This window comes from Arenimonas sp. (assembly GCF_019459675.1).
GTDB lineage: Bacteria > Pseudomonadota > Gammaproteobacteria > Xanthomonadales > Xanthomonadaceae > Arenimonas.
In genome coordinates this window covers 1-11,521 of the sequence record NZ_JAIBFH010000287.1, presented here as the reverse complement: position 1 = coordinate 11,521, position 11,521 = coordinate 1, and the positions used below count along the sequence as shown (strand labels likewise).

10 protein-coding genes are annotated in these 11,521 nt (G+C 68.0%); 1 reads left to right on the top strand and 9 read right to left on the bottom strand.

The genetic code is table 11. From position 1 onward, the window contains the following. Positions 1-206: 206 nt before the first annotated feature. The 4 genes from K0M70_RS09790 to rlmJ form a co-directional block, all read right to left on the bottom strand. Positions 207-611 (bottom strand): hypothetical protein, encoded by a 405-nt coding sequence (locus K0M70_RS09790; protein WP_290781684.1) that lies wholly within the window; start codon positions 609-611, stop codon positions 207-209. A 225-nt stretch (positions 612-836) separates the two neighbouring features. Next, on the bottom strand, positions 837-1,397 hold the full coding sequence (locus tag K0M70_RS09785; RefSeq protein ID WP_290781683.1) for a DUF1003 domain-containing protein: 561 nt from the start codon (positions 1,395-1,397) through the stop codon (positions 837-839). A 14-nt stretch (positions 1,398-1,411) separates the two neighbouring features. Beyond that, positions 1,412-2,431: a zinc-dependent alcohol dehydrogenase family protein gene (locus K0M70_RS09780; protein ID WP_290781682.1), complete on the bottom strand. Its 1,020-nt coding sequence runs from the start codon at positions 2,429-2,431 to the stop codon at positions 1,412-1,414. A gap of 3 nt (positions 2,432-2,434) precedes the next feature. Next, positions 2,435-3,295 carry a 23S rRNA (adenine(2030)-N(6))-methyltransferase RlmJ gene (gene rlmJ / locus K0M70_RS09775; protein WP_290781681.1) on the bottom strand — a complete coding sequence of 287 codons (861 nt, stop codon included), beginning with the start codon at positions 3,293-3,295 and terminating at the stop codon, positions 2,435-2,437. Positions 3,296-3,381: 86 nt separating this feature from the next. Between rlmJ and K0M70_RS09770 the strand changes: the two genes are divergently transcribed. Further along, positions 3,382-5,271, top strand: a complete 1,890-nt coding sequence (locus K0M70_RS09770) for a DUF885 domain-containing protein (protein WP_290781680.1) — start codon at positions 3,382-3,384, stop codon at positions 5,269-5,271. Here the strand turns inward: K0M70_RS09770 and K0M70_RS09765 are convergent. The 5 genes from K0M70_RS09765 to phoR form a co-directional block, all read right to left on the bottom strand. Continuing rightward, positions 5,187-5,645 carry a phosphatase PAP2 family protein gene (locus tag K0M70_RS09765; RefSeq protein WP_290781686.1) on the bottom strand — a complete coding sequence of 153 codons (459 nt, stop codon included), beginning with the start codon at positions 5,643-5,645 and terminating at the stop codon, positions 5,187-5,189. The two genes, K0M70_RS09770 and K0M70_RS09765, sit on opposite strands and share 85 nt — an antisense overlap. A 74-nt stretch (positions 5,646-5,719) precedes the next feature. Then, the gene (locus K0M70_RS09760) at positions 5,720-6,847 is read right to left on the bottom strand and encodes a glycosyltransferase family 1 protein (protein WP_290781685.1); all 1,128 of its coding nucleotides are present in this window, start codon (positions 6,845-6,847) and stop codon (positions 5,720-5,722) included. A gap of 86 nt (positions 6,848-6,933) precedes the next feature. Further along, a complete protein-coding gene (gene ppx / locus K0M70_RS09755; RefSeq protein WP_290781679.1) occupies positions 6,934-8,454 on the bottom strand; it encodes an exopolyphosphatase in 1,521 nt (506 codons plus the stop codon). A gap of 6 nt (positions 8,455-8,460) precedes the next feature. Beyond that, positions 8,461-10,539 (bottom strand): polyphosphate kinase 1, encoded by a 2,079-nt coding sequence (ppk1, locus tag K0M70_RS09750; RefSeq protein WP_290781678.1) that lies wholly within the window; start codon positions 10,537-10,539, stop codon positions 8,461-8,463. Between the two features lie 84 nt (positions 10,540-10,623). After that, positions 10,624-11,521: phosphate regulon sensor histidine kinase PhoR (gene phoR, locus K0M70_RS09745; RefSeq protein ID WP_290781677.1), on the bottom strand; the 898-nt coding region annotated here is incomplete at its 5' end.

The window sequence follows — 11,521 nt, the reverse complement described above, 5'->3', positions numbered from 1 at the left end:
GTCGAAGGGAAAGGGCGATCATCACAGCTCCGTTGATTGCTTGGCCATGGTTCCGAGAAGAGGCCGGGATCACACGCGCGATTGTACTTCTGATCTCGGAATCCACCCGTTAGCGGCAGACGTCCGCTTCGGGTCGGAAGCCGCCCTGGCGCCAGCTCTGCTCCCGGCCACAACCACTCCAAAGACCCTCATTCGACTGGCGCACATCAAAGCAGCTTCAGCTCACCGTTGTAGCCGATCGTTACTAGCACGGCACCAGCCTCGGCTTTCGTGGGCGACCAAGTCGTGATCGTGAACTGCGCGCTGTCACCAAGGCAACCGACACCGATGCCGACGATCAACGCGCCGTTGACCAGGGCGTTGACCTTGGCGATCTCGGCGGCGTTCAAAGTGCGCGCGCCGGAGAGGGTCGCCACCCGTGTCCGTGCGATGCCGTCCACGAGTACGGACTCATGACGTGCCGTTACTTTGGTCGCGCCGCAACGATAGCTCGCCTCGGAATGGCCGGCGGCCGGCTGGAATTGGCCCATGGTCAGCGTGTCCTGATCGCTGGGCTGGGCGGCCATCGCCCAAGGCGTGGCCAGATAAAGACAGAAAAGGAAACCGCGCATAGGTACTCCCGGGGTGCCGTGAAAGGGTCAGAGCCGACCGGCACCGACGGTCAACGGAGCCGGAACGCGCAAAGCCACAGCCACCCGTCATCAGCCATCCGTCGGCACTCGGTACTCGGTACTTGAGTCTCGAGTGTCGAGTCTGCACCCATCAAGCTGCGGTGCAACGGGATCACGCAGGAAGCGACCGTCCACCGATCCCCGGACTTGTGTGGAGAGCCCCTTTTATTCCCGGCCTGGCTCGGCTCGGGGGGCGAGGCGCTCGAGGAGCTCGAGCTGGCGGTTCTGCAGGGCCAGCAGGTCGTTCCACTGCTGGCCGCGCATCAGGTCCATCTTTTCGTGCAGCAGCATGATCTCGAGTTCGGCCTTGAGGTTCACCTCATAGTCGTGCAGCGCCGCGCGCCGGTCTTTGTCGGCCTGGCGGTTCTGTGACATCAGGATGATGGGCGCCTGGATGGCGGCCAGCATCGACAGGCCCAGGTTCAGCAGGATGTAAGGGTAGGGGTCGAAGGTGCTGCCGGTCTTTGCCAGCAGCAGCGCGTTGACCACGATCCAGCTGGCCAGCACCGCGAAGAACAGGAAGATGAAGGGCCACGAGCCCCCGAACGTCGCCACGGCGTCGGCCGCGCGGTCGCCGAAGCTGGACGTGCCGACGTCGTCCAGGCTGGTGTCGCGGGCGATGTGCTTGCGCCCGGCGATGTGCCGGGCGACCTTGCGTGCGGTTTCGTCCAGCGCGTCCAGGGACGGACCGAACAGTTTTCGCGCGGCGTCGTCGTCGTTCTTCATGGACGTGTGCCCCGTCAGATGGCTGCGCGGCTCGGGCCGTTGGGTTCAAGCACGATCTTGCCGTCGCGGGCGCCGCTGGCGGCGGCCTGCACGGCCTGCTTGATGTGGTCCAGGTCGTAGGTGGCCTGCACGCGCGCCTCCAGCTTGCCCTCCGCGATGAGCTTGGCGATTTCGCCGAACACCGCCATGCGCTGCGCCGGCGTGGCCTTCTTGAACCACTGCGACAGCCAGAAGCCGCGCAGCGTGATGTCGCGGAAGACGAAGTAGCGCGGCGAGATCATGCAGCGCTCGCCGCTCATCGCGCCGTAGTTCACCAGCGTGCCGCCTTCGACCAGGCAGCGGGCGAGGTTTTCGGTGGCCACGCCGCCGATGCAGTCGATGGCGAGCTTGATGGGCGCGCCGCCGGTGACGGCGTGCACCCGCTTGGGCAGGTCGTCGGCGTCCACCACCACGTGTTCGGCGCCGCTGGCCTTCACCGCGTCAACGGCCGAGGCACGGCGAACCACGTTGATGGTGTTGATGCCGCGCAGCTTGGCCAGCTGCACCAGGTAACCGCCCACGGCCGAGTTGGCCGCGTTCTGGATCACCCAGTCGCCCGGCTGCAGGTCCACGAACTCGGTGAGCATCAGCAGGGCGGTGGGCGGGTTCACGGTCAGCATGGACAGCTGCACCGGGTCCACGCCCGAGGGCAGGGCCACCAGATGCTTGGCCGGCAGGTCCAGATGGGTGGTCCACGTGCCGCAGCCCACCGGCAGCAGCACCACGGTGCCCAGGGCCAGGTTCGTCACGTCGGCGGCGGCTTCGATCACCCGACCCACGCCTTCGTTGCCGCCCACGGCCGGCAGCGGCGGCAGGATGCCGTATTCGCCGGTGAGGGTGAGTACGTCCGACGGGTTGATCGGCGCGGCCAGCACGGCCACGCGCACGTGCCCTTCGGCCAGCGGCGGCAGCTCGAAATCAACGGTGCTGATGACGTCCTGCGGCACGGGGCCGCGTTCGCTGTAGTGGGTGCGGCGGGCTTTGATCGGATGCATGGCTCAGGCCTTGTCTTGCTTCAACCAGGTGAGGCGCCAGGAAGCGCCGGTTTCGCCCATGGCCTGGGCGAGGGGTTTCAACGCGGGTTCGATTTCTTTCTCTATTTGCCAGGGCGGGTTCACCAGCAGCATGCCGCTGCCGTTCATGCGCAGCGGCGAATCGTCGGGACGCACCAGCAGTTCCACCGCCAGCACCGACTTGGCCGGCAGCGCGGAGACCTTGCGGAAGAACGGGTGCAGGCTGGGGCGCTGCTTGATCGGGTACCAGACGGCGAACATGGCCTGCGGGAATCGAAGCAGGGCGTCGGCCAGGGCGGCGACGATAAGCGGGTACTCGGCTTCCTGCGCTTCGTAGGGCGGGTCCACCAGCACCAGCGCGCGACCCAGGCGGGTGGCGCCATCCTTGGGCGGCAGCATGGCCTTGATGGCCGCGTAGCCGTCGCGGTGGTGCACGTGCGAGTGCGGGTCTCCCGACAGCAGGGCCTTGAGCGCAGCGGCTTCGTCGGCCACCACTTCACAGGCGGCGAACCGGTCCTGCGGGCGCAGGGCCTGGGACACCAGCAGGGGAGACCCCGGGTAGCTGTTGGGGGCGCCGGCCTGGCTGGCCGCCACGGCCTTGAGATAGTTGGCCAGGGCCGGAGGGCCGCTGGCCTGGCTGGCCCAGAGCTTGCGGATGCCTGCGTTGGCCTCGCCGGTCTTGGTGGCCTGGCCACCGGACAGGTCGTAGCGCCCGCGACCGGCGTGGGTGTCGAGCACGAAAAAGGCGGACTCCTTGCGCTTGAGCGCATCCAGCAGCGCTATCAGCACCAGGTGCTTGAGCACGTCCGCGTGGTTGCCGGCGTGGAAGCCGTGTCGGTAGTTCATGCCGCCAGTTTATAGGTCATGACCCCCGGCAGGGTGGCTGGCTGGCCGCCTCTGCTATCTTTCGGCGGTCCCCGGGAGCCTTGCCGATGAAAACCCTGTTCCGACTCGCCCTGTGGCTGGTGCTGGCCGCCTTCGTGCTGGGCAGCGCGCTGGTGCTGCACACGGTTTACGGCAAACCCCTGCAGATCGGCTGGTTCTACGAGCGGGTCTTCATCGAGTACGCCGTGGACGACCCGGAAATGCTCAGCAGCCTGGGTATCGTGCCGCCCTGGATGGATTGGTTCAGCGACGACCTGACCGACCGCTCCCTGGCCCGGGAGTCACGCATGCAGGCCAAGCTGCGGGACGACCTGGCCACGCTGCAAAGCTACGACCGCGCCAGCCTGGATGACAGCGCCCAGCTGTCTTACGACGTGCTGGAATATTTCCTGGACATCCAAGCCCAGGGCGAGCGCTTCAGCCACCACGACTACCCGCTCAACCAGCTGTTCGGCATCCAGAACGGCTTCCCCACCTTCCTGGCCACCCAGCATCCGGTGCGGACTTCGCGCGACGCCGAAAACTATATTTCCCGGCTGGGCAAGGCGCCGCTGATGGTGGACCAGGTAATGGAAGGCCTGCGCGCCCGCGAAACCGCCGGCATCGTGCCGCCCACGTTCGTGGTTGAGAAAGTGCTGGCCGAGATGCGCGCCTTCACCGCGGCGCCGGCCCGGGAAAACATTCTCTACACCTCGCTGGCCGAGAAGATCGGCAAGCTGCCGGCGGGCAGCCTGGCCGACGGCGATCGCGATTCGCTGCTGGCGCAGGCCGAAGCCGCCATCACCGGGCAGGTCTATCCGGCCTACGGCAAGTTCATCGCCTACTACGACGCCCTGCTGGCCAAGACCACCGGCAACCATGGCGTCTGGGCGCTCCCCGACGGCGCGGCTTACTACGCCTGGTCGGCCCGCATGCACACCAGCACCGACATGACCCCGCAGCAGATCCACCAGCTGGGTCTGGACGAGGTGGCCCGCATCGAAGCGCAGATGCACGACATCCTGGTCACCCAGGGACTCGCGGAAGGCAGCGTGGGCCAGCGCATGCAGGCCATCGCCCAACGCCCGGACCAGCTGTACCCGGACACCGACGCAGGCCGCGAAGCGATCATCGCCGACTTCACCCGAATCATCGCCGAGGTGGACGCCGGCATCGGCCCCTACTTCAACGTGCGCCCCAGGCAGGGCGTCAAGGTCGAACGCGTGCCGGAGTTCCGTGAGAAAACCGCGCCCGGCGCCTACTACAACCCGCCGGCGATGGACGGCTCGCGGCCGGGCATCTTCTCGATCAACCTGCGCAACACCGCCGAGGTGGCGCGGTTTGGCATGCGGACCCTGGCCATCCACGAGGCCATCCCGGGCCATCACTTCCAGACCACCATCCAGCAGGAACTCACCGGCGTCCCGACGTTCCGCAAGGTGCTGCCGTTCACGGCCTTCTCGGAAGGCTGGGCACTGTACAGCGAGCGGCTGGCGTGGGAAATCGGCCTGCAGCAGGACCCGCTGGACGATCTGGGCCGCCTGCAGGCCGAGATGTTCCGCGCGGTGCGGCTGGTGGTGGACACCGGCATGCACGACCAGCGCTGGACCCGCGAACAGGCCATCGACTACATGCTCGACAAGACCGGCATGCCCCAGACCGACGTGGTGGCCGAGATCGAACGCTACCTGGTGATGCCCGGCCAGGCGCTGGCCTACAAGGTGGGCATGAACAAGATCCTGACGCTGCGTGAGAAGGCCAAGTCAGCGCTGGGTCCGAAGTTCAGCCTGCGCGACTTCCACGACCTGGTGCTGACCGGCGGCGACCTGCCGCTGGAACTGCTGGAGCGCCGCGTGGACGCCTGGATCGGGCGTCAGGCCGCCACGGGGCTCACCAACAGCGACAGCGAGGCCAGCGCCACACCGATGCCGGTGGCCGCCAGCACGTCGCTGGGGTAGTGCAGGCCCAGCACCACGCGCGACATCGCCACGCTGGCGGTGAACGGCAGCAGCAGCCAGGCCAGCGCCGGGTAATGCGCCAGGGCCACCACGGTGAACGACACCGCATGCAGGGTGTGGCCGGACGGAAAGCTGAACTCGTCCAGCGGTGCGATCCACGCACGGATGCGGCCGTCGGCGGCGCACGGGCGCGGACGCTTCGTCCAGCGTTTGAGCTTGCGGTAGAGGATCAGCGCCACGGCGCCGGTGGCCGCCAGCTGTGCCGTAGCCTCCAGGCCGCGCCAGCCGTCCACCAGCACCAGGCCCGCCATCAGCGCATACCAGAAGGCGCCGTCGCCCAGGCGGCTTACGCCGCGGAAGTAGGCGCGCACCATGGCGCGTGCGCCCCAGCGGTTGGCCGCAAGGCACCAGCCGTGTTCGCGCGAAACCGTTGGCCGGGCGCGGGCGCTCATGCCGCCCGCCGCCGCTCGTTGATGGACGCCAGCAGCAGGGCGAAATCGAGGGCGACCCGGTCCGGGTTCAGATGCAGCACCGCCCTGCGCCCTGCGGCCCCCAGCGCCTCCAGGTCGGGCCGCAGCGCCGTGGCGTGGAAGGCCTCCAGGAAATCGTCTTCCGCGCCGAATGCGGCGGTTGCGCCGTGCATCCCGTCGCGCAGGTGCTCGCGCGCCGCGCCGTAGTCGAAGGCCACGGTGGCCAGGCCGCTGGCCATGGCCTCGAGGGTTACGTTGCCGAAGGTTTCCGAAAGGCTGGGGAAGCAGAACAGGTCGGCGCTGGCGAAATGGCGCGACAGGCTTTCACCCCTCTGCACGCCGGTGAAGATGAAGTCGGGGTTGGCCGCCTGCAGTTCGGCGCGCGCCGGGCCGTCGCCCACCCAAACGAAGCGGGCATCGGGGCGCTCTTGCTGCAGCCGGCGGAAACAGCGCACGGCCAGCGGCAGATTCTTCTCGGGCGCGATGCGGCCCACGCTGAGCACCACCGGACCGTTGCCCGCCCCCCAGGATTCGCGCAGCGACGTGTCGCGCCAGGCCGGGTGGAATTCGCGGGTGTCCACGGCGCGTCCCAACCGCTGCACATGGCGGAAGCCCTGCTGGGTCAGCGATTCCTGCAGCTCGCGGGTTGGCACCAGGGTGGCGTCGGCCTTGTTGTGGAAACGGCGCAGCCATGAAAACACCCAAGGGCTCAGGAAGCCGGCGCCGTAGCGACCCACATAGTCGTCAAAGCGGGTGTGGAAACCGGTGGCCACCGGAATGCCCATGCGCCGGCAGGCGCGCAGGGCGGACCAGCCCAGGGGGCCTTCGGTCGCGATGTAAACGGCGTCCGGCCGCTGCGCCTGCCAGCGCGCCGTGAGCCGCTTGCCGGCCGGCAGGCCGAAGCGCAGGCCCGGGTAGCGCGGTATGGGCGCGCCCTCCACCAGCATCACGTCGGGGTCGGGCCGCGGGTTCTCGTCGTCGCGCTGGGGGCGCACGACGCCCACGGTGTGGCCTAGCTGGCGCAGCCCCTGTTCCAGCGAGTGCACGGTGAGGGCGACGCCGTTGACGTCCGGCGGATAGGTTTCTGTCACCAGTTCCACGTGCAGCTGTCTGTCCATGGCTGCCAGTGTTGCGCCGGAAAATGCCAGCGGCATGACGGGGCGATGGCACGGATGTGACGCCGGCGCCGGGTTCAGCGGGCCTGGATGTTGAGCGTGTAGCCGATCTCCTGCAGGGACTCGCACTCGGTGTCCAGGTTGGACCGGGTGAGGGGATGGTTTTCCAGCCAGCGCCCCGGCAGGCCCAGCGTCAGGGCCGAGCCATCCGCTTCAAGGTGGGGGCTGGGCAGCGGTTCGCGGTCGTGGCTGCGGTGCAGCAGCACCGCCAGGCGCAGCAGCAGGACGCAGCGTTGGGTACTGGCCACCAGGCGGTCGGGCAGTTTGTTGAAGCTGCCCTGGCTGAGCGTGCGGCGATGGTTGCGCACCAGCGCGGCCAGGATCTGCTGTTCGGTGCGCGAAAAGCCGGCGATGTCGGAGTGCTCCACCACGTAGGCGCCGTGCTGGTGGTACTGGCTGTGGGCGATGGCCAGGCCAAGTTCATGGATACTGGCCGACCACGACAGCAGGCGCCGGTCGTCGGGCTCCAGCGCCCAGTCGGCTTCCACCTGGTCGAACAGGGCCAGCGCCGTGGCTTCAACCCGCTTCGCCTGCACGGGGTCCACGCCGTATCGGCGGCTGAGCGACGCGATCGACGCCTCGCGCGGATCGGTGTCGCTGGCGCGACCGATCAGGTCGTACAGCACGCCTTCGCGCAGCGCGTTGTCGCTGATGTGCATGCGCGTGATGCCCAGCTCGGCGAACGCCGCGTCCAGCACCAGCAGGCCGCCGGCGATGATTGAACGGCGTTCGGAGGAAAGCCCGGGCAGGCGGATGTCCTCGAGCCGGTCGAAGCCCAGCAGCCGTTCGCGAATGGCGTCGATGCTCTCGGGGGTGATCGACACCTTGGTCAGCTTCATGGCGATGGAGATGTCGCAGATGGCCTTGATGGTGCCCGACGCGCCCATCGCGTCGTGCCAGCCGCGGGCGCGATAGGCGCTGGCGAACTGCTGGAACTCGGCGGTGATCTCGGTGCGCGCTTCCTTCCAGCGCTTCTTGGAAAGTTGCCCGTCTGCGAAGAATCGCCGTGTGGTGGCGATCGACCCCATCTGCAGGCTTTCGCGCTCCACCGCCTCGTAGCCTTGCCCGATGATGAACTCGGTCGAACCACCGCCGATGTCCATCACCAGCCGGCGCTTGCCCTCCGGCGACGGGCTGCCCCTGGCCACGCCCTGGTAGATCAGGCGCGCTTCCTCGCGGCCGGCCACCACGTCGATACCGTGGCCCAGCGCGGTTTCAGCCGGCATCAGGAAGATGCGCGGGTTGCTCAGCGCGCGCACGGTGTTGGTGGCGATGGCGCGCACGCGATGCGGCGGGATGGCGCGCAGCCTCTGCCCGAACCGGGCCAGGCACTCCAGCGCTCGCGGCATCACGTCGGGGTTAAGGCCGCCCCGGCCGTCCAGGCCCTCGGCCAGGCGCACGCTTTCCTTGATGCGGTCGACGATGCGCAGCTGGCCCATCGTGTAGCTGGCCACCACCATGTGGAAGCTGTTGGAGCCCAGGTCGATGGCTGCAAGCAGTTCTCCATCCTTCAGCGGCTGTTCGGCTTCAGTGGGCATGGCCGGTCATCCGCATAGTTTGGCGAGCAGCGCGCCTTGGGCAGAGTAGGGCATCTCTCCCTCGGTCGGCGACACCCGGTCGTAGCTGCCGTCTTCGCGCAGCTGCCAGGCATTGAGGTTGTCGGACAGGTAGTTGCCCAACTCTTCGTCGAACACCCGCCTTGCCAGCGCCGGGTCCTCGATCGGGAAGCATGTTTCCACCCGGCGCAGCAGGTTGCGCTCCATCCAGTCGGCGCTGGAGCAGAAGATCTCGGGCTTGCCGCCGTTCGCGAACCAATACACCCGGCTGTGCTCGAGGAAGCGGCCAATCACCGATCGCACCGTGATGTTGTCCGACACGCCCGGCACGCCCGGACGCAGGCAGCAGGCGCCGCGCACGATCAGTTCGATCTTCGCGCCGTCCTGCGAGGCTTCGTACAGGGCGCGGATGACGTGCGGTTCGTTGATGGCGTTCATCTTGGCGATGATGTGGCCGCCCTTGCCGGCGCGGGCGTTCTTCGCCTCCTGTTCGATCTTCTTGAGCAGGCCCTTGTGCAGGGTGAACGGCGACTGCAGCAGCTTGCGCAGCTTGATCTTGGGCGCCAGGCCCGACAGCTGGTGGAAAATGTCGTGCACGTCGGCGGCGATGTCCGGGTCGGCGGTCATCAGGCCGATGTCGGTGTACAGCCGCGCGGTGCCAGCGTGGTAGTTGCCGGTGCCCAGGTGCACGTAGCGCTGCAGTTTCTTGCCCTCGCGCCGCACGATCAGCATCATCTTGGCGTGGGTCTTGTAGCCCACCACGCCGTACATCACCTGCACGCCGGCTTCCTGCAGCTGGTCGGCCAGGCGGATGTTGGCCTCTTCGTCGAAGCGCGCGCGCAGCTCCACCACCACCGTCACGTCCTTGCCGTTGCGGGCGGCGGTGATCAGGTGGTCGATGATCTTGCTGTCCTTGCCGGTGCGGTAAAGCGTCTGCTTGATCGCCAGCACGTCGGGGTCGTTGGCGGCCGAGGCCAGCAGGTCCAGCACCGACTGGAAGCTCTGGTACGGGTGGTGCAGCAGCACGTCGCCGCCGCGGATGGACTTGAACGGCGTGTCCTCGTCCAGCTCCGCCGGCAGCTGGCGGAACGGCCGGAACTTGAGTTCGGGGCGATTGACCAGGTCGTAGACCTGGGTGACGCGGTTGAGGTTCACCGGACCGTTGATGCGGTAAACGGCGTTCTCGGTGAGGCCGAAGTTCTGCAGCAGGATATTGAGGATGGGCTTGGGGCAGTGCTCGGCGATTTCCAGGCGCACGGCGGGCCGGAAGCCGCGGCTGGCCAGTTCATCCTTGAGCGCGCTGGCGAGGTTTTCCACTTCCTCCTCGTCAACGAACAGCTCGGAGTTGCGGGTGACGCGGAACTGGTAGGCGCCCTTGACCTTCATCCCGATGAACAGGTCGTCCACGAACGCCGTGAGCACCGCCGACAGCAGCACGAAGTCGTGCTCGCCGCCGGACACTTCCGAAGGCAGCTTGATGATTCGGGGCAGGGAGCGCGGCGCGCGCACGATGGCCATGCCGCCGTGGCGGCCGAACGCGTCCTTGCCTTCCAGCACCACCACCACGTTGAGCGATTTGTTGAGGATGCGCGGGAACGGATGCACCGGGTCCAGGCCCAGCGGCGACAGCACCGGCAGCAGCTCTTCCAGGAAGTACTTGTGCAGCCAGCGCTTCTGCTTGGCGTTCCAGGCCTCGCGGCCGAGGATGCGGATGCCCGCGTCGTTGAGCTCGGGCCGCAGCGTTTCGTTCCAGTAGCGGTACTGGTCCTCCACCAGGGCCGCGGCCTTGTCGTGGATCAGCTCCAGGGCGCGCGTCGGCGCGATGCCGTCGGGCGGCAGCGGGCCGCCGAACTGCTGGGCCGTGCGCACGGTGGCGGCGCGGATCTCGAAGAACTCGTCGAGGTTGGTGCACGAGATGCACAGGTACTTCAGGCGCTCGAGCAGCGGCACGCGCGGGTCGCGGGCCTGGGCCAGCACGCGGAAATTGAACTCCAGCTGCGACAGCTCGCGGTTGAGGTAGAGCTCGGGCGAATGCAGGTCGATGGCGTCGGGGCTGTCTGGGGTCATGGCGGGTGCGTGTGGGGTCTTGGGCGGCGGGGCGCAGGCCGGGTCTGGGGCCAGTTTACGCTGGCCGGGTGCGTCGCTGGACGATCAGGCGCCGGTGCCGTCGCGGGCCCGCACCCGGTCCTGGCCGAATACGCAGGCGAACGTGCTGCCCTTGCCGACCTCGCTTTCGATTTCCAGCCGCCCCTGGTGCAGGTTCAGCACGTGCTTGACGATGGACAGGCCCAGCCCGGTGCCGCCCGATTCGCGTGACCGGCTGGTGGACACGCGGTAGAAACGCTCGGTGATGCGCGGCAGGTGCTGGGCCGGGATGCCGTAGCCGCTGTCGCGCACGGCCAGCCGGGCGCCGCCGTCGGCGGTGCGCTCGAACCGGATGGTGATCTCACCGCCGGTGGGCGTGTAGCGCACCGCGTTGCTGACCAGGTTCGAGAAGGCGCTGTGCAGCTCCTTGGTGGAGCCCGTCAGGTCGATCCCGGCCGTGTCCTCGACGCGAACCACGTGCCGACCCTGGCTGAGCGCCTCGGCCTCGCGACGCAGGGTGACCAGCATGGACGCCATCGACAGCGGCTCCTCGGGCAGGTGCTCCTGGGCCTCGAGCCGAGACAGCGTCAGCAGGTCCTCCACCAGCTGGGTCATGCGCTGGGACTGCCGGCGCATTTCCTCGACCATCACCGCCAGGTCGGGGTGTTCCTCGGGTTCGATCATGTCCAGGTAGCCGTGCACCACGGTCAGGGGCGTGCGCAGCTCGTGCGAGACGTTGGCGACGAAGGCGCGGCGCATCTGCTCCAGCCGCATCAGCTTGGTGACGTCGCGCACCACCACCAGCCACTGGGTGGGCGAGTTGGTGATCAGCCGGAGGCTGATGCGCACCAGCGGGTCGGTCGGGCTGGCGAGGTCGGTCATCGGTTCATCTGTATGGCCGGCGGCCAGCCAGTCGCGCACGCGCGGCTGGCCTTCGAAGCTGTCGAGCAGGGCCGCGCCCAGG